20 protein-coding genes are annotated in these 17,178 nt (G+C 69.0%); 14 read left to right on the forward strand and 6 right to left on the reverse strand.

Going from position 1 to position 17,178, the window contains the following annotated elements; translation table 11 throughout:
* Both A9X04_RS12535 and A9X04_RS12540 read right to left on the reverse strand, forming a co-directional pair.
* The coding region (locus A9X04_RS12535) for a class I SAM-dependent methyltransferase (RefSeq protein ID WP_197509152.1) at window positions 1–143 on the reverse strand (143 nt) is incomplete at its 3' end.
* A gap of 193 nt (window positions 144–336) precedes the next feature.
* On the reverse strand, window positions 337–1,056 hold the full coding sequence (locus A9X04_RS12540) for a TetR/AcrR family transcriptional regulator (protein WP_067920754.1): 720 nt from the start codon (window positions 1,054–1,056) through the stop codon (window positions 337–339).
* A gap of 134 nt (window positions 1,057–1,190) precedes the next feature.
* On the opposite strand from A9X04_RS12540, the gene A9X04_RS12545 reads away from it, so the two are divergent.
* The 6 genes from A9X04_RS12545 to deoC all read left to right on the forward strand — a co-directional run bounded on the left by A9X04_RS12545 (window position 1,191) and on the right by deoC (window position 5,301).
* The gene (locus A9X04_RS12545) at window positions 1,191–2,573 is read left to right on the forward strand and encodes a DUF445 domain-containing protein (protein WP_156764341.1); all 1,383 of its coding nucleotides are present in this window, start codon (window positions 1,191–1,193) and stop codon (window positions 2,571–2,573) included.
* 83 nt (window positions 2,574–2,656) lie between these two features.
* Window positions 2,657–3,079 (forward strand): helix-turn-helix transcriptional regulator, encoded by a 423-nt coding sequence (locus A9X04_RS12550; RefSeq protein WP_067920758.1) that lies wholly within the window; start codon window positions 2,657–2,659, stop codon window positions 3,077–3,079.
* A gap of 152 nt (window positions 3,080–3,231) precedes the next feature.
* Entirely contained in the window at window positions 3,232–3,837 is a 606-nt protein-coding gene (locus A9X04_RS12555; RefSeq protein WP_067920789.1) for a heparin-binding hemagglutinin, read from the forward strand.
* Between the two features lie 78 nt (window positions 3,838–3,915).
* Complete coding sequence (locus A9X04_RS12560; protein WP_067920761.1) at window positions 3,916–4,203, forward strand: DUF2516 family protein; 288 nt, start codon at window positions 3,916–3,918, stop codon at window positions 4,201–4,203.
* 4 nt (window positions 4,204–4,207) lie between these two features.
* Entirely contained in the window at window positions 4,208–4,624 is a 417-nt protein-coding gene (locus tag A9X04_RS12565) for a DUF2599 domain-containing protein (RefSeq protein WP_067920763.1), read from the forward strand.
* On the forward strand, window positions 4,624–5,301 hold the full coding sequence (deoC, locus tag A9X04_RS12570) for a deoxyribose-phosphate aldolase (protein ID WP_082974971.1): 678 nt from the start codon (window positions 4,624–4,626) through the stop codon (window positions 5,299–5,301). The genes A9X04_RS12565 and deoC overlap by 1 nt, the downstream gene beginning before the upstream one ends.
* Before the next feature lie 83 nt (window positions 5,302–5,384).
* Here deoC and A9X04_RS12575 read toward each other — a convergent pair whose 3' ends face one another.
* The 3 genes from A9X04_RS12575 to A9X04_RS12585 are packed head-to-tail and all read right to left on the reverse strand — an operon-like array spanning window position 5,385 to window position 7,798.
* A complete protein-coding gene (locus A9X04_RS12575; protein WP_067920765.1) occupies window positions 5,385–6,422 on the reverse strand; it encodes a DUF2993 domain-containing protein in 1,038 nt (345 codons plus the stop codon).
* On the reverse strand, window positions 6,419–7,249 hold the full coding sequence (locus A9X04_RS12580) for a carbon-nitrogen hydrolase family protein (protein WP_067920767.1): 831 nt from the start codon (window positions 7,247–7,249) through the stop codon (window positions 6,419–6,421). Before A9X04_RS12580 ends, A9X04_RS12575 begins: the two co-directional genes overlap by 4 nt.
* A gap of 24 nt (window positions 7,250–7,273) precedes the next feature.
* Window positions 7,274–7,798 carry a DUF2505 domain-containing protein gene (locus tag A9X04_RS12585; RefSeq protein WP_067920769.1) on the reverse strand — a complete coding sequence of 175 codons (525 nt, stop codon included), beginning with the start codon at window positions 7,796–7,798 and terminating at the stop codon, window positions 7,274–7,276.
* A 26-nt stretch (window positions 7,799–7,824) separates the two neighbouring features.
* On the opposite strand from A9X04_RS12585, the gene A9X04_RS12590 reads away from it, so the two are divergent.
* Window positions 7,825–8,931: a UDP-N-acetylmuramate dehydrogenase gene (locus tag A9X04_RS12590; protein ID WP_067920771.1), complete on the forward strand. Its 1,107-nt coding sequence runs from the start codon at window positions 7,825–7,827 to the stop codon at window positions 8,929–8,931.
* Window positions 8,932–8,964: 33 nt separating this feature from the next.
* Window positions 8,965–10,326: an Ig-like domain-containing protein gene (locus tag A9X04_RS12595; protein ID WP_231985718.1), complete on the forward strand. Its 1,362-nt coding sequence runs from the start codon at window positions 8,965–8,967 to the stop codon at window positions 10,324–10,326.
* Here A9X04_RS12595 and A9X04_RS12600 read toward each other — a convergent pair.
* The gene (locus A9X04_RS12600; protein ID WP_067920775.1) at window positions 10,310–11,059 is read right to left on the reverse strand and encodes an SDR family oxidoreductase; all 750 of its coding nucleotides are present in this window, start codon (window positions 11,057–11,059) and stop codon (window positions 10,310–10,312) included. The two genes, A9X04_RS12595 and A9X04_RS12600, sit on opposite strands and share 17 nt — an antisense overlap.
* Before the next feature lie 223 nt (window positions 11,060–11,282).
* On the opposite strand from A9X04_RS12600, the gene A9X04_RS12605 reads away from it, so the two are divergent.
* From A9X04_RS12605 to regX, 6 genes are all read left to right on the forward strand, one after another.
* Window positions 11,283–12,542 carry an ROK family protein gene (locus A9X04_RS12605; RefSeq protein WP_197509153.1) on the forward strand — a complete coding sequence of 420 codons (1,260 nt, stop codon included), beginning with the start codon at window positions 11,283–11,285 and terminating at the stop codon, window positions 12,540–12,542.
* Window positions 12,543–12,566: 24 nt separating this feature from the next.
* Entirely contained in the window at window positions 12,567–13,871 is a 1,305-nt protein-coding gene (gene mshA / locus A9X04_RS12610) for a D-inositol-3-phosphate glycosyltransferase (RefSeq protein WP_369828955.1), read from the forward strand.
* Entirely contained in the window at window positions 13,868–14,380 is a 513-nt protein-coding gene (locus A9X04_RS12615) for a YbjN domain-containing protein (protein ID WP_067920781.1), read from the forward strand. Before mshA ends, A9X04_RS12615 begins: the two co-directional genes overlap by 4 nt.
* A 21-nt stretch (window positions 14,381–14,401) precedes the next feature.
* Entirely contained in the window at window positions 14,402–15,151 is a 750-nt protein-coding gene (locus tag A9X04_RS12620; protein WP_067920783.1) for a phosphoglyceromutase, read from the forward strand.
* A gap of 151 nt (window positions 15,152–15,302) precedes the next feature.
* Window positions 15,303–16,523 carry a cell wall metabolism sensor histidine kinase WalK gene (locus A9X04_RS12625; RefSeq protein ID WP_102418850.1) on the forward strand — a complete coding sequence of 407 codons (1,221 nt, stop codon included), beginning with the start codon at window positions 15,303–15,305 and terminating at the stop codon, window positions 16,521–16,523.
* 82 nt (window positions 16,524–16,605) lie between these two features.
* Window positions 16,606–17,178 (forward strand): two-component sensory transduction protein RegX (regX, locus tag A9X04_RS12630; RefSeq protein ID WP_067920787.1); only part of this gene is annotated, 573 nt, incomplete at its 3' end.

Genomic DNA, 17,178 nt, shown 5'->3' on the forward strand with positions numbered 1-17,178 from the left:
GCCTCTTCCAGGGTCATGTCGTCACGCTCGAAATAGGCGCAGCTGTACGTCTGGGTCGGGTCCAGGAACAGGCGGAAGAAGTCGTCGGACAAGTCGTAGTGGGCTTGCACGTTTCCAAAATGCGGCGTGAGCTGCACGGACATGTCGAGAAGAGCCTTTCGTTATGCGGAGGCAGGGATCGTCGGCCAGCACGACGCAACCCGGCGTCACCCCCGATGCATCCCCTGCATGTTAGTCGCTGCGGCGATGCACGTCGTCCTCGCTAGCGGGTCATAGCGTCACACGAGGCGAGCCGCATTGACAAAAACGGCCAGCTGCGCTGCGTTCCGGAGTTCGCTAGAGCAGGGATCGATCCGCATGCTCGCGAGGCGGCACGATCGGCGACGGATGGGGTTCTTCGCGGAACTTCTCCAGCGACCCGCCGACCTCGACGATGCCCTTCAGCGCGTTCCAGCTCAGCATCGTCAGGTAGTCGATCAACTCGTCGCGGCTCATGCGCGGGGAGGACATCCACGAGTGCGTGGCCAGCTGCACGCCGCCGACGATCAGGTAGGCCCACGGCTCCGCGCCACCGGTGTCCATCCCGGCCTGCTGCATGCGGCGGCGCATCAGCACAGCCAGCATGCGGGCGATGATCCGTTCGGAGTCCGCGATCACCTTGCTCTTGCTGGCGGAGCTGTTGGACATCACGAAGCGATACGGCTCGGGCTCGTTCGCGACGGTTTCGACGTACACCCGGATCACCTCGCGGGTCAGGTCGAAGCCGTCCAGGTTGGACGTCAGCGCCGCGGCCATGTTGGGAATCAGGGTGGTTTGGGTGAACCGCATCATCACGGCGGTGGTCAGGTCGTTCTTGTCGACGAAATAGCGGTACAGCACCGTCTTGGAGACGCCGATCTCCGCGGCGATCTCGTCCATGCTCAATGCGCCGCCGTGCCGCCGAATGGCGTCGATCGTGCCGTCTACCAACTCGTTGCGGCGCTCCACCTTGTGCTGGTGCCAGCGCCGCTTGCGACCATCCGTCTTGGCCGCCACAGCCAATGTTCGCTCTGCCACTGTCGCCGATTTCCCATTCACTAGACGCCCTCGATACTACGGCGTGCGCGCCTGTTTGGGGCTTCGACCGCGCGCCGGCGCAGCCGCTGTGAACAGTGCGGTCACACTAATCGGTCGGGACGATGAATGATGGAGTGGTGGTACACAGAGCCTCGCCTCGAGGTGTAGCGCCGGGCCCGCGTGCGGCGGGACCGGACTCGACGACGGCGCCGACCGGAACCGGGCGCTCTCACCCGTCGCTCGCCGAATCCTTCGCCGGCGCCGACCCGCAGGCCGATGCGGAGCGCCGGGTGGCGCTGCGCCGGATGAAGGCGGTGGCGCTGAGCTTCCTGATCGGCGCCAGCGTGCTGTTCCTCGCCTGCCGGTGGGCCCAGGCCCACGCCCACCTCGGCGCCTGGGTCGGTTACGTCGGAGCCGCCTCCGAGGCCGGGATGGTGGGCGCGCTGGCCGACTGGTTCGCGGTGACGGCGCTGTTCCGGCATCCGCTGGGCATTCCTATCCCGCACACCGCGATCATCAAGCGCAAGAAGGATCAGCTCGGCGAGGGCCTGGGCACCTTCGTCCGGGAGAACTTCCTGTCGGCGCCGGTGGTGGAGACCAAGCTGCGAGACGCCCAGGTGCCCGGACGGCTCGGCAAGTGGCTGTCAGAGACCGCGCACGCCCAGCGGGTGGCCGCCGAGACCGCGACGGTGCTGCGGGTGCTGGTCGAGCTGCTCCGTGACGACGACGTCCAGCAGGTGATCGACCGCATGATCGTGCGCCGCATCGCCGAGCCGCAGTGGGGACCGCCGGTCGGACGGGTATTGGCGACCCTGCTGGCCGAGAATCGGCAGGAGGCGTTGATCCAGTTGCTGGCCGACCGCGCCTTCCAGTGGTCGCTGAACGCCGGTGAGGTCATCCAACGGGTGGTCGAGCGCGACTCCCCGACGTGGTCGCCGCGCTTCGTCGACCACCTGGTCGGCGACCGCATTCACCGTGAGCTGATGGACTTCACCGACAAGGTGCGTCGGAATCCGGATCACGAGCTGCGCCGGTCGGCCACCCGGTTCTTGTTCGAATTCGCCGACGACCTGCAAAACGACGCGGAGACCATCGCGCGCGCGGACGCGATCAAGGAACAGCTGATGGCGCGCGACGAGATCGCCAACGCCGCCGCGACCGCCTGGAAGACGCTGAAACGGCTGGTGCTCGAGGGCGTGGATGACCCGTCCAGCACGCTGCGGACCCGCATCAGTGACACGGTGGTCCGCATCGGGGAGTCACTGCGCGATGACGCCGACCTGCGCGACAAGGTGGACAACTGGATCGTGCGCGCGGCCCAGCACCTGGTTTCGCAATACGGGGTGGAGATCACCGCGATCATCACCGACACCATCGAGCGCTGGGACGCCGAGGAGGCCAGCCGGCGCATCGAGCTGCACGTGGGCCGTGACCTGCAGTTCATCCGGATCAACGGCACCGTGGTGGGCTCGTTGGCGGGGCTGGTCATCTACGCCGTGGCGCAGCTACTTTTCTAGTAGTGCTAACAAGTGCTTGCAATAGCAAGCACTTGTAGTAGTCTGTGGGCGTCACGGTCGATCGTCCGAGCCAGGAGCACGCAATGGCGCCCGAGGAGAAGCTCTCCGCCAAGGTGTCCAACGCCGCCTCCGACATGGCATCGGACATCGGTAGTTTCATCCGGAGCCAGCGCGAACTCGCGCAGGTCTCGGTGCGCCAACTCGCCGAAAAGTCCGGCGTCAGCAATCCCTACCTGAGCCAGGTGGAGCGTGGATTGCGCAAGCCTTCGGCCGACGTGCTCAACCAGATCGCGAAGGCGCTGCGGGTCTCCGCCGAGGTGCTCTACGTGCGGGCCGGGATCCTCGAGCCCAGCGACAAGAATCAGGTGCGCGACGCAATCATCACCGATACCGCGATCACCGAGCGGCAAAAGCAGGTTCTGCTCGACATCTACACATCGTTCACCCACCAAAACGAATCCAGCGAACCAACCAGCGAGGAGTGTCCGACCGAACCCAACGGCTAGCGGGTGGCGACGTATTAACCACCCACCGCCCGGGTTACCCAGAAGCGAGGATCCGGCAGTCGCCGGCGGAGAAACAGGCGCGCCTGGCTCCCACAACAACACCGAAGAAAACCCAAGAACGCCGATAACGGAAAACCATGAAAGGAAAAACCATGGCGGACAACACGAATATCGAGGACTTGCGAGCTCCGCTGCTGGCGGCCCTCGGCGCGGCAGACCTGGCTCTGGCGACGGTCAACGAATTGATCGCCAACCTGCGTGACCGCGCAGAAGAGACCCGCGCGGACACCCGCAGCCGGGTTGAGGAGAGCCGCGCTCGCCTGACCAAGTTGCAGGAGGACCTGCCCGAGCAGCTCGGCGAGCTCCGCGAGCGGTTCACCAGCGAGGAACTGCGCAAGGCGGCCGAGGGCTACCTGGACGCGGCGACCAACCGGTACAACGAGCTGGTCGAGCGGGGCGAGGCCGCCCTGCAGCGGCTGCGCAGCCAGACCGGTCTGGACGACGCCTCCGCCCGCGCCGAGGGCTACGTGGACCAGGCCGTCGAGCTGACGCAGGAGGCGCTGGGCACCGTCGCATCGCAGACCCGCGCCGTCGGTGAGCGCGCGGCCAAGCTGGTCGGCATCGAGCTGCCCAAGAAGTCCGACGAGACCGCCCAGAAGGCGCAGAAGGCCGTCGCGAAGAAGGCGCCCGCCAAGAAGGCTCCGGCCAAGAAGGCTCCGGCCAAGAAGGCCGCCGCCAAGAAGGTCACCCAGAAGTAAGTCGAGCGGTCGACTCGGAGTTGTCCTTCGGGCAACTCTGAGTCGACGATTCCGATGGCGCCCGCATACGCTTAAGGCGTGAGCCACCTCGTGGGTACCGTCATGCTGGTCTTGCAGATCGCCGTCTTGGTCACGGCGGTATATGCGTTCGTGCACGCCGCGTTGCAGCGGCCCGATGCATACACCGCCGCCGACAAGCTGACCAAGCCGGTGTGGCTGGTGATCCTCGGTGGGGCTGTCGCGCTGACATCCATCCTGAGTTTTGTTTTCGGGGTACTCGGGATGGCCATCGCCGCGTGTGCGGCGGGCGTGTATCTGGTCGACGTGCGGCCGAAGCTGCTGGAAATTCAAGGTAAGTCGCGCTAGCGGGATGAAAGCCCTGCTGGCGATGCCGGCGGCGGCGCTTGTCGCGCTGTGGGGCCCGGCGGGTGCCGTCGCTGCGGACCCGGTCACGGTGTCGCCGCCGTTCATCGACCACACCGAGTGGGGGCAGTGGCACGGCCTGAGCAGCCTGCGGGTCTTCCCCACGCCGTCTGGCCGGCAGGCCGCCAGGCAGCAGCCCGGCGATTCGGCCCTCGCCGACGAGGCGTGGGGCGAGGTGCTGGCGCTGTCGCCGAATGCCGACACCCCCGGAATGCGCGCGCAGTTCATCTGTCACTGGCAGTTCGCCGAGGTGGCGGAGCCCGGTAAGACCAGCTGGAACCTGGAGCCGTGGCGGCCCGTCGTCGACGACGCCGAAATGGCGGCCTCCGGGTGCAACCCGGGCGCACCCGAAGAAAGGTTCTAGTGGCGAGCAAACCCACCCGGGCGCAGTTGGCGGCGATGGTCGACCACACCCTGCTCAAGCCCGAGGCCACGGAGGCGGACGTGGCCGCCCTGGTCGTCGAGGCCGCCGAATTGGGCGTCTACGCCGTGTGCGTCTCGCCGTCGATGGTGCCCGTCGCCGTGCGAGCCGGGGGAGGCGTACCCGTGGCCAGCGTGGCGGGTTTCCCGTCGGGCAAGCACACCTCGGCGGTCAAGGCGCACGAGGCCGAACAGGCCGTGGCATCGGGCGCCGCCGAGGTCGACATGGTCATCGACATCGGCGCCGCGCTGGCCGGCAACATCGGCGCCGTACGGGCCGACATCGCGGCCGTGCGCGCCGCCGTCCCCGGCGCCGTGCTCAAGGTGATCGTGGAGTCGGCGGTGCTGTTCTCCGGGACGGACGAGGACACGCTGGTCCAGGTGTGCCGCGCGGCCGAGGATGCCGGCGCCGACTTCGTCAAGACCTCGACCGGGTTCCATCCCGCGGGCGGCGCCTCGGTTCGGGCGGTCGCCGTGATGAGCCAGACCGTCGGCGGCCGGCTGGGCGTGAAGGCCAGCGGCGGCATCCGCGACGCCGCCGCGGCACTGGCGATGCTGGACGCGGGCGCCACCCGGCTCGGCCTGTCCGGCACCCGGGCGGTGCTCGACGGGCTTGGCTGAATGGTCCGGCGCTCCCCCGCAAGCGGGCGGTACCCCCACAACACGCCGTACCGGCGCGCATCGTTGCAGGACGGCCTAGACCCTCAGAGGTTGGCGAAGCAGGGGTCGTTGTTGTTGCCGGTGGGGATGCTGGCGTTCTGCGTCGAGAAGTGACTGGTCACACCGGTCGGGGTGACCTGGACGCTGTCCGCGTGGATGCCCAGCGGGTAGTTCTTGGTGAACTGCGACGTGAAGTCGTCCAGCGTCGACTGCACCGACTCCTTCGGCATGGTGAACCCGAGCGCGTTGAAGCTCACGATCTGCAGCTGCAGGCCGGTGCCCGACACCACCGGCTTGGTGGTGAGGTTGTCCAGCATGCCCTTCAGCTCGATGGTGCCGTCGTTGGGATGCGTCGTCACCGTGTTGGTCACGAACGGGCCGAGTACCGGAATCGCGTTCTGGACGGATTCCTTGATCCCGTCCGACGTCCACGTGACGTTCGCGTCGAGCGACCCGATGGTGCCCTTGGAGTCCGCGGTGTTCTTGAGCTGGACGTTGCGGATGTTGATGTCGATCTTCATGCCCTTGGCGTCGCGGACCTGATTGCCCGCCGTCGTCACCGAGATGTTGGTGTAGTGCTTGGTGAGCTGCTGCCACAGCATCAGCGGCGCCACCCCGAACGACGCGGTGGCCTGGTCCTTGACCTCGCACGCCACCGCCTCGGCGACCTTGCTGTTGGCGACGTGGCGGACGTATAACTCGGCGCCGACCAGCCCGGCGATCACCAGGCAGACCACGATGATGCAGACCAGCACGACCGACAGCGGGTCGCGCAGGAAGCGGCGCTTCCTCTTCCCCGGCGTGGTGTCCCCACCGGGCGTGGCCAGCTTCTCCGTCGGGCCCGCGGGCGGGGTCGGTGGCGGAGGCGGCGGGTAATCGGGCCGCTGCATGTTCGGCGGGGGCGTACCGAGCCGCTCGGTCTGACCCGGCAGCGGACCGGCGGCCGGCGGCGGCGGCGCGGCGGGGCCGCCCGTGTTGATCCGCTCGGTCGGGCGCTCGGTGGGGGGCTGGCCGAAGTGGCCCTGGTTGCCGGGACGGCCCCACGTCGACGGGTCGTTAGGTGGTCCTTGTGGGTTCGTCACCCGACCGATTCTGCCCTATCCAGCTGAGCGAAATCTGAGTGGTTGCGCAGCACCGCGATGCTCTCGCGGGCCTTCGCCACCCGCTCGACGTCGATGTCGGCGACCACCAACTCCGGCCCGGAGCCGGCCGACGTGACGACTTCGCCGAACGGGGAGGCCACCAGGCTGCCGCCCACCCCCGTGGGCGCGCCCGAATCGGTCAGCGGGGCGCCCGGGTCGGCCTGGCCGGCGGCCGCGACGTACGTCATCGAGTCCAGCGCGCGCGCCCGCGCCAGCAACGTCCACTGGTCGAGCTTGCCCGGGCCCGCGCCCCAGGACGCGCATACGGCGATCAGCTGGGCGCCCCGGCGGGCCAGCTCCGTGTACAGCGCCGGGAAGCGGATGTCGTAACAGACGCTCAACCCCACCCGGACGCCGGCCACCGTGATCACCACCGGCTCGCGCCCGGGCGCGACGGTGCGCGACTCGGTGAACCCGAACGCGTCGTAAAGGTGGATTTTGTCGTAGTGGGTGTCGGGCTCGTTGGGGCTGCCGGGTCCGGCCGCGATCAACGTGTTCTTCACCCGGCCGTCCCCGGCCGGGGTGAACATGCCGGCGATCACCGTGATCGCGCAGTCGGTCGCGGTGCGCCGCACACCCGTCGCCCACGGGCCTTCGAGCGGCTCGGCGACCGGCGCCAACGGAACACCGAACCGGCACATGGTCGCCTCCGGGAACACCACCAGGTCCGCGCCCGCGTCGGCGGCCCGTCCGCTGTACTCGCGCACCAGCTGGAGGTTCTCGTCCGGATCGGTGCCGCTGGAGATTTGCGCCAACGCGATTCGCATGGGCGCCAGCTTAGGCCCGGGAGGTCACGCCATTCCGGCGATCCACTCGGTGGTGAACCGTTGTTCGGCGGCCACCAGCTCGGCCAATCGGGTGCCGATGATGTTCTCCAGCTTGCCGCCGATGATCGGGACGCGTACCTGGACGGTGGCCCGGAAGCTCAGCCGCGCGCCGCCGGTCTCCAGGATCGGCGACAGCGTGGCGGTGCCCGTGAGCTGCACAGGGGCGTCGAGTATCGCGCCGACCACGGAGCCCCGCGCCGCGCCGTCGGCGACCGGTCCCCAGGTCTCCTCGCGGCGGATGCGCAGATCGCCGCTGTGCAATTGCGTGACCATCCCCGGCAGATTGTGGCTGTGGATGACCTGGATGGTCACCACCTCGACGGTGTCGTCGTCCCCGGTGTCGCCGCCGACCCGCATCGACTCCAGCGTGGCCAGGTCGACACCGGATCCGGCCAGCCGTGCCCGCCAATAGGTCTCGTCGGTGAAGGCCCGGTGCACCTCTTCAACGCTGCCGTCGTAGTCGGCCGACAAGTCGAATGAACGCGGCATAGCAGGTGAGGCTACCGTTACGGGCCATGAAATCCAGCGATGCCGGTTCGACATTCGCCGGCGCGCATGTCGCCGAGGCGGTGTCGCTCGCGCCGCTGACGACGTTGCGGATCGGGCCGGTGGCGCGCCGCCTGATCACCTGCACCAGCACCCGGCAGGTGCTCGCCGTGGTGCGGGGGCTGGACGCCGAAAGCCATGCGGGAGAACGTGGCCCGGTGCTGGTGTTCGCCGGCGGCTCCAACCTGGTGATCGCCGACACCCTGACCGACCTCACCGCGGTGCGGCTGGCCAACCGCGGCATCGCCGTCGACGGCAACCTGGTTCGCGCGGAGGCCGGTGCGGTCTGGGACGACGTCGTGGTCAGCGCCATCGAGCACGGTCTGGGTGGCCTGGAATGCCTGTCCGGGATCCCCGGTTCGGCCGGGGCGACCCCGGTGCAGAACGTTGGGGCATACGGCGCCGAGGTCTCCGACACCCTCACCCGGGTGCGGATACTGGATCGCGGTAGCGGGGAGGTCCGCTGGGTGCCCGGCGCCGAGCTCGGCTTCGGCTACCGCACCAGCGTTTTCAAGCGGGCCGCTCACTCCGCGTTCGAAATGCCTTGGCTGGTACTGGAAGTCGAGTTCGCGCTGGACGCCTCGGGCCGCAGTGCGCCGCTGCGCTACGGCGAAGTCGCGGCCGCACTGGGCGTCGCCGGCGGTGAGCGTGCCGACCCCCGGGCGGTCCGGCGGGCGGTGCTCACGCTGCGCGGCCGCAAGGGCATGGTGCTCGACCCGGGCGATCACGACACCTGGAGCGTGGGCTCGTTCTTCACCAACCCGGTGGTCGCGCCCGAGGCGTACGAGCGGCTGGCCCGCAGCGTGGACGGGCCGGTCCCGCACTACCCGGCACCGGACGGCGTCAAGCTGGCCGCCGGATGGCTGGTGGAGCGGGCCGGCTTCGCCAAGGGCTATCCCGACGACCCGGCGGCCCGGTGCCGGTTGTCCACCAAGCATGCGCTGGCGCTGACCAACCGCGGCGGCGCCACCACCGAGGACGTGATCGCACTGGCCCGCACCGTCCGCGACGGAGTTCACGATGTGTTTGGTGTCACACTGAAACCCGAGCCTGTCCTGCTCGGCTGCAGGCTGTAGCTCGGGATCCTTCGCACGACCGCCCCGACCCCGATTTGTCGCGGCGGAGATGATGGATTTTGCCCGGTATCTTTGACTTTCGTGAGCACGTCACAGACCCCGCCGCCGATCAACCGGCGCGTGGCCTTGGCGACCCTCGGACTGGGAGTCTTCGCCCCGAGCCTATTGGCCGCGTGCAGCGGCACCACGGCCAAGCAGGCCGAGAAGAAGGAGCAGCCCGCGCCGCAGCTGAAGTTCCAGCCGGCCGACGCGACCGAGAACGTGGTGCCGATCGCTCCGATCAGCGTCCAGATCAGCGACGGCTGGTTCCAGCACGTGGCGCTGACGAATTCCGCGGGCAAGGCCGTGGCGGGCAAGTTCAACTCCGACCGCACGGTGTACTCGGTCACCGAGCCGCTGGGCTACGACTCGACCTACACCTGGAGCGGGTCGGCGGTCGGGCACGACGGCAAGGCCATCCCGGTCGCGGGCAAGTTCACCACGGTGTCGCCCAGCAAGAAGATCAGCGGGGCGTTCCAGCTGGCCGACGGGCAGACGGTGGGGGTGGCGGCGCCGATCATCATCCAGTTCGACGCGCCGATCACCGACAAGGCCGCCGTGGAGAAGGCGCTGACCGTCACCACGAATCCGCCCGTCGAGGGCAGCTGGGCCTGGCTGCCCGACGAGGCGGCGGGCGCGCGGGTGCACTACCGCACCCGCGAGTACTACCCCGCGGGCACCACCGTCAACGTCGACGCCAAGCTCTACGGTGTGCCGTTCGGCGGCGGCGCGTACGGCGCCGACGACATCTCGCTGAACATCAACATCGGCCGGCGGCAGGTGGTGAAGGCCGAGGTCTCCTCGCACCGCATCCAGGTCGTCACCGACGCGGGCGTCATCATGGACTTCCCCTGCAGCTACGGCGAGGCCGACAAGGCGCGCAACGTCACCCGCAACGGCATCCACGTCGTCACCGAGAAGTACTCGGACTTCTACATGTCCAACCCGGCCGCCGGCTACACCAACGCCCACGAGCGGTGGGCGGTGCGGATTTCCAATAACGGCGAATTCATCCACGCCAACCCGTCCAGCGCGGGCGCGCAGGGCAACAGCAACGTCACCAACGGCTGCATCAACCTGTCGACCGGCGACGCGGAGCAGTACTACCAGTCGGCGATGTACGGCGACCCGGTGGAGGTGACCGGAAGCTCGATCCAGCTGTCCTACTCCGACGGTGACATCTGGGACTGGGCGGTCGACTGGGACACCTGGGTGGCGATGTCGGCGCTGCCGCCGCCCACCACGCGTCCGCCGTCGACGCAGATCCCGGTCACCGCGCCGGTCACGCCGTCGACCGCTCCGAGCCTGTCCGGCACACCGACGACCACGACCACGAGCACTAGCCCCGGCGGTTAAAGCGGGTGGCCGACGCCTGATCGCGCGGCTTCAGGACGATCAGGTCGAGGTCGACGTGGGGCGGCCGGGAGGCCACGAAGCCGATCACCTCGGCGACGTCCTCGGCGACCAGCGGGGTGATCCCGGTGTACACGGCGTCGGCGCGCTGTTGATCGCCGTCGAAGCGAACCAGCGAAAACTCGGTCTCGACGGCACCCGGTGCGATCTCGGTCAGCCGCACCGGCTTGCCCAGCAGCTCCCCGCGCAGCGTGCGGTGCAGCGCTCCCTGGCCGTGTTTGGCCGCGGTATACCCGGCGCCGCCGTCGTAAACCTCAAGTGCGGCAACGGAAGTCACCGTGACGATCAAGCCGTCGCCGGAATCGATGAGCTTGGGCAGCAGCGCGCGGGTGACCCGCAGCGTGCCCATCACGTTGGTCTCCCACATCCACCGCCAATGCTCGAGATCGGCGTCGATAACCGGTGCGAGCCCGCGGGCCCCGCCCGCGTTGTTGACCAGCACGTCGACCCGGGGCAGCTCGTCGGCCAGCGAAGCGACCGAGGCGTCGTCTGTGACGTCGGCCACAATCGCCGTCCCGCCGATCTCCCTGGCCAGGGCGTTGATCCGGGCCGCCCGCCGCGCCACCGCGACCACGTGAAAGCCCTGCGCAGCAAGGGTGTGGGCCGTCGCCTCCCCGATCCCGGAACTGGCGCCCGTGACCACCGCGACCCGCTCATTCCTGACATTTCCAACCATCGAAACAACCTTAGTGAACGTGCTAAATTTTCGGAGTGCACCTCAGCGCCATGTCCAGCACCACCACCGCGTGTCTTTGCGCGGCGGGTGCGTGTTGTTGTCGCGCACTTTGCCGCTCCTGATTTTCAGGTGTGGCCAGTGACGGCCAACAAAAATCGGACAAAGGACGCTCGTGCGCTCGAATACCCTCACCCAGCCTCATCATTCGCCCAACCGTGCCGGCATCAAAGGGCACCGGACGGTACGCCGTCAGATCCTGCCGCCGGCACTGCACATCCCCGACTCCGCGGCCGCCTCGGTGTTCCGGGCCGTCCGGCTGCGCGGTCCCGTCGGGCGTGACGTCATCGCCGGCGTCACCTCGCTGAGCATCGCGACGGTCAACCGCCAAGTCATCGCACTGCTCGACGCCGGTTTGCTGCGGGAACGCGCCGACCTGGCCGTCTCCGGCGCGATCGGCCGCCCCCGCGTGCCGGTCGAGGTCAACCACGAGCCGTTCGTGACGCTGGGCATCCACATCGGCGCGCGGACCACCAGCATCGTGGCCACCGACCTGTTCGGTCGCACGCTCGACACCGTCGAGACACCCACACCGCTCAGCCCCGCCGGGCCCGCGCTGGCGTCGCTGGCCGACAGCGCCGCCCGCTACCTGCGGCGTTGGCATCGGCGCCGCCCGCTCTGGGTCGGCGTCGCGATCGGCGGCACCGTCGACAGCGCTACCGGCCACGTCGACCACCCACGGCTGGGCTGGCGGCAGGCGCCGGTCGGCCCGGTCCTGGCCGACGCGCTGGGCCTGCCCGTCTCGGTGGCCTCGCACGTCGACGCCATGGCCGGCGCGGAGCTCCTGCTCGGCATGCGGCGATTCCTGCCCAGCTCGCCGACCAGTCTCTACGTCTACGCCCGCGAGACCGTGGGCTACGCGCTGGTGATCGGCGGACGGGTGCACTGCCCCGCCAGCGGACCCGGCACCATCGCCACCTTGCCCGCCCACTCGGAGCTGCTCGGGGGCGCCGGCCAGCTGGAGTCCACGGTCAGCGACGAGGCGGTGCTCGCCGCCGCGCGCCGGCTGCGGGTGCTGCCGTTCGCCCCCGCGGGCCGCGCCAACGCACCGGCCGCAGGCATCGCCGACCTGCTGCGGGTGGCCCGGGCCGGCAACGAACAGGCCAAAGAGCTGCTGAACGAGCGCGGCCGCGTGCTCGGGGAGGCGGTGGCGTTGCTGCGCGACATGCTGAACCCCGACGAACTGGTGGTTGGTGGCCAGGCCTTCACCGAGTACCCCGAGGCGATGGAGCACGTGGAGGCGGCGTTCGCCGAACGTTCGGTATTGCCGCCGCGCGACATCCGCGTCACCGTCTTCGGCAACCGGGTGCAGGAGGCCGGCGCGGGCACCGTGTCGCTGGGCGGCCTGTACGCCGACCCGCTCGGCGCGATGCGGCGGGCCGGGGCGAGGCTGCGCGACGTCGCCGCCGACGAGCCGTCCGCTTAGGGCGAAGCCGACGTGGGGGTTGGGCTGGCCGGCCCGGCATCCTGTAAAGATGAGGGAGTGCGGCACGAAGACGTCTTCCGGCTGAAACCGCGCCGCGTCGCAGTGTTGGCGGTGCACACCTCACCGCTGGCCCAGCCGGGCACCGGCGACGCCGGGGGCATGAACGTCTACGTGCTGCAAACCGCGTTGCACCTGGCGCGGAGGGGCATCGAGGTGGAGATCTTCACCCGGGCCACCGCGTCCGCCGACCCGCCTGTCGCGCGGGTGGCGCCCGGTGTGCTGGTGCGCAACGTGGTCGCGGGGCCGTTCGAGGGCCTGGACAAATACGACCTGCCCACCCAGCTGTGCGCGTTCGCCGCCGGGGTGCTGCGCGCGGAGGCGTCGCACGAGCCGGGCTATTACGACATCGTGCACTCGCATTATTGGCTGTCCGGACAGGTCGGCTGGCTGGCCCGCGACCGCTGGGCGGTGCCGCTGGTGCACACCGCGCACACGCTGGCCGCGGTGAAGAACGCGGCGCTGGCGGCGGGGGATGCGCCCGAGCCGCCGTTGCGCACGGTCGGCGAGCAGCAGGTCGTCGACGAGGCGGACCGGCTGATCGTCAACACCGAAGACGAAGCCAGGCAATTGATTTCGATCCACCGCGCCGACCCGGCCTGCATCGACGTCGTCCACCCCGGGGTGGATCTCGAGGTGTTCCGCCCGGGTGACCGTCGGGCGGCGCGGGCCGCGCTGGGATTGCCCCTCGACGAGGACGTCGTGGTGTTCGTGGGGCGGATCCAGCCGCTGAAGGCGCCCGACATCGTGTTGCGTGCCGCCGCGAAGTTGCCCGGCGTGCGCATCGTGGTGGCCGGCGGCCCGTCGGGCAGCGGCCTGGCGTCCCCGGACGGGCTGCGACGGCTGGCCGACGACCTGGGCATCGCGGCGCGGGTGACCTTCCTGCCCCCGCAGTCCCGCACCGACCTGGCCACCCTGTTCCAGGCCGCCAACCTGGTCGCGGTGCCGAGTTACTCGGAGTCCTTCGGTCTGGTGGCCGTCGAGGCGCAGGCATGTGGCACGCCGGTGGTCGCCGCGGCGGTCGGGGGCCTGCCGGTGGCCGTGCGCGACGGGATCACCGGCACGCTGGTGGCCGGCCACGACGTCGACCGATGGGCGGACGCCCTGGACCGGATGCTGCGCCTGCGCACGCCGCAGGCCGAGGCGATGAGCCGCGCGGCCGCCGCGCACGCGGCCACGTTCTCCTGGGAGAACACCACCGATGCGCTGCTGGCCAGCTATCGCCGGGCGATCAGCGGGTACACCGCCGAACGCCGGGGGGTGGGTGCGTGACCTCCACTGTGGAGCGCGTGATCGAGGACGCGCTGCAGGCCAGTGGTCTGACCTACTCCAAGCAGGAGGGGGCGCACGGCGGCCTCTCCGGGCTGGTGGTGGAGCTGCCCGGGGAGCGCAAACTCAAGACCAACACCATCTTGAGCGTCGGCGAGCATTCGGTGCGCGTCGAGGCGTTCGTGTGCCGCAAGCCCGACGAGAACCACGAGGGCGTTTACCGCTTCCTGCTCAAGCGGAACCGCCGTCTCTACGGGGTGGCCTACACGCTGGACAAGGTCGGCGACATCTACCTGGTGGGCCGCATGTCGCTGGCGTCGGTGGACGCCGACGAGATCGACCGGGTGCTCGGGCAGGTGCTCGAAGCGGTCGATTCGGACTTTAATACGTTGCTGGAGTTGGGTTTTCGCTCGTCGATCCAGAAGGAATGGGAGTGGCGGGTATCCCGCGGCGAGTCGCTGAAGAACCTCGAGGCGTTCGCTCACCTGATCGACGAAGACGACGACGAATAGGGCCGTGAGAGACTTGCCGGCATGGGAGAGACTGCCACGCTGGTGCTGCTCCGCCACGGCGAGAGCGACTGGAATGCCCTGAACCTGTTCACCGGTTGGGTGGACGTGGGGCTGACCGAGAAGGGTCGGGCCGAGGCGGTGCGCAGCGGCGAGCTCCTCTCCGAGCAGGGCCTGCTGCCCGACGTCCTCTACACGTCGCTGCTGCGCCGCGCGATCACCACCGCGCACCTGGCGCTGGACGCCGCCGACCGGTTGTGGATCCCGGTGCGGCGCAGCTGGCGGCTCAACGAACGGCACTACGGCGCGCTGCAGGGCCTGAACAAAGCGGAGACCAAGGAGCGCTACGGCGAGGAGCAGTTCATGACCTGGCGGCGCAGCTACGGCACGCCGCCCCCGCCGATCGAGAGGGGCAGCCAGTTCAGCCAGGACACCGACCCGCGGTACGCCAACATCGGCGGCGGCCCGCTCACCGAATGCCTGGCCGACGTGGTGGTCCGCTTTCTTCCGTATTTCACCGATGTCATCGTCCCGGACCTGCGCAGTGGCAAGACGGTGTTGATCGTCGCGCACGGCAACTCACTGCGAGCCCTGGTCAAATACCTCGACGGGATGACCGACGACGACGTGGTGGGGCTGAACATTCCGACCGGGGTTCCGCTGCGTTATGACCTGGACGCCGACCTGCGGCCGGTGGTGCCGGGCGGTACCTACCTGGACCCGGAGGCGGCCGCAGCGGGCGCCGCGGCGGTTGCCAGCCAGGGGCGCGGCTGACTCCGGTCGCGGTCTTTTGCAATATCCATAGGCCTGTTGGCCGAACATCGCGTGAACGGCAGTGGAACACCTGAAGCGCAGAGTGTGACTTGTCCGATTTTGGCCTCGTTCCGCTAGGGCGGCGTTCAGGAAGATTTGTAGGATTTGCTATGTGACTGTGTTCTCGGCGCTGTTGCTGGCCGGGGTGTTGTCCGTGCTCGGGCTGGCCGTCGGTGTAGCGGCCGGGACCCGGCTGTCGCCGAAAGCGGCCCAGCGCCGGCAGCGGGTCAGCACGGAATGGACCGGGATCACCGTCGCGCAGATGCTGCAACGCATCGTCGCCCTGATGCCGCTGGGGGTCGCGGTGGTGGATTCCCACCGCGACGTCGTCTACCTCAATGACCGGGCCAGGGAACTGGGCCTGGTGCGCGACCGGCAGCTCGACGATCAAGCGTGGGAGGCGGCGCAGCAGGCGCTGGGGGGCATCGACGTCGAATTCGATCTGCGGCCGGCCAAACGGGCGGGGGGCCGCTCGGGGCTGTCCGTGCACGGGCAGGCGCGGCTGCTCAGCGAGGAAGACCGCCGGTTCGCCGTGGTGTTCGCCCACGACCAGTCCGACTACGCGCGCATGGAAGCGACCAGGCGCGACTTCGTGGCCAATGTCAGCCACGAGCTCAAGACCCCGGTCGGGGCCATGGCGTTGCTCGCCGAGGCCCTGCTGGCGTCGGCGGACGACCCCGAGACGGTTCGCCGGTTCGCCGAGAAGGTGCTTGTCGAAGCCAACCGGCTGGGGGACATGGTCGCCGAGCTGATCGAACTGTCGCGGCTGCAGGGTGCGGAGCGGTTGCCCAACGTCACCGAGGTTGACGTGGATACCGTTGTTTCGGAAGCAATTTCACGTCACAAGGTGGCCGCCGACAACGCTCAGATCGAGATCCGCACCGATGCGCCCAGCGGCCTGCGGGTGCTGGGCGACGAAACGCTTCTGGTCACCGCGTTGGCCAACCTGGTGTCCAACGCGATCGCCTATTCGCCGCCCGGTTCGCCGGTTTCGATCAGTCGCCGCCGCCGCGGCGACAACATCGAGATCGCCGTCACCGACCGTGGCATCGGGATCGCGCTGGAGGATCAGGAGCGGGTCTTCGAGCGGTTCTTCCGGGGGGACAAGGCACGCTCGCGCGCCACTGGCGGCAGTGGGCTGGGCCTGGCCATCGTCAAACACGTCGCGGCCAACCACAACGGCAGCATCGGGGTGTGGAGCAAGCCGGGGACCGGATCGACGTTCACGCTGTCGATCCCGGCCTACAAGGACGACGACGAACAACCCGAGCAACCGCAGGGTCGCGAGGTGCGGCCCAACAGGTCACAACGAGAGGAAGAACTAAGTCGATGACCCGCGCGTACGACGATGCAGTGGGGGCACCCCCAGCCGCGCAGCGGCGAGGGGGCCGCAGCGATGAGAAGGAGTCGCGCTGATGACCAGTGTGCTGATCGTGGAGGACGAGGAGTCGCTGGCCGATCCGCTGGCATTCCTGTTGCGCAAGGAGGGCTTCGAGGCCACGGTCGTGACCGATGGACAAGCCGCGCTGGCCGAATTCGATCGCGGTGGAGCCGACATCGTGCTGCTCGACCTGATGCTGCCCGGCATGTCGGGGACCGACGTGTGCAAGCAGCTGCGTGCCCGGTCCAGCGTGCCGGTGATCATGGTGACCGCGCGCGACAGCGAGATCGACAAGGTCGTCGGGCTGGAGCTCGGCGCGGATGATTACGTGACGAAGCCGTATTCGGCGCGCGAGCTGATCGCCCGGATCCGCGCGGTGCTGCGCCGTGGTGGCGACGACGACTCCGAGATCAGCGACGGGGTGCTGGAGTCCGGGCCGGTCCGGATGGATGTCGAGCGCCACGTCGTCTCGGTCAACGGTGACACGATCACGTTGCCGCTCAAGGAGTTCGATCTGCTCGAGTACCTGATGCGCAACAGCGGCCGGGTGCTGACTCGCGGGCAGCTGATCGACCGGGTATGGGGCGCCGACTACGTCGGCGACACC

The sequence above is a fragment of the Mycobacterium sp. E3247 genome (genome assembly GCF_001667785.1).
GTDB lineage: Bacteria > Actinomycetota > Actinomycetes > Mycobacteriales > Mycobacteriaceae > Mycobacterium.

Bases quoted from the DNA above. Each gene is read 5' to 3' on its own strand.
- A9X04_RS12550 (WP_067920758.1), top strand. From the start codon at position 2,657: ATGGCGCCCGAGGAGAAGCTCTCCGCCAAGGTGTCCAACGCCGCCTCC.
- A9X04_RS12620 (WP_067920783.1), top strand. From the start codon at position 14,402: ATGGGAGAGACTGCCACGCTGGTGCTGCTCCGCCACGGCGAGAGCGAC.
- A9X04_RS12565 (WP_067920763.1), top strand. From the start codon at position 4,208: ATGAAAGCCCTGCTGGCGATGCCGGCGGCGGCGCTTGTCGCGCTGTGG.
- A9X04_RS12555 (WP_067920789.1), top strand. From the start codon at position 3,232: ATGGCGGACAACACGAATATCGAGGACTTGCGAGCTCCGCTGCTGGCG.
- A9X04_RS12580 (WP_067920767.1), bottom strand. From the start codon at position 7,249: ATGCGAATCGCGTTGGCGCAAATCTCCAGCGGCACCGATCCGGACGAG.
- A9X04_RS12590 (WP_067920771.1), top strand. From the start codon at position 7,825: ATGAAATCCAGCGATGCCGGTTCGACATTCGCCGGCGCGCATGTCGCC.
- A9X04_RS12585 (WP_067920769.1), bottom strand. From the start codon at position 7,798: ATGCCGCGTTCATTCGACTTGTCGGCCGACTACGACGGCAGCGTTGAA.
- A9X04_RS12600 (WP_067920775.1), bottom strand. From the start codon at position 11,059: ATGGTTGGAAATGTCAGGAATGAGCGGGTCGCGGTGGTCACGGGCGCC.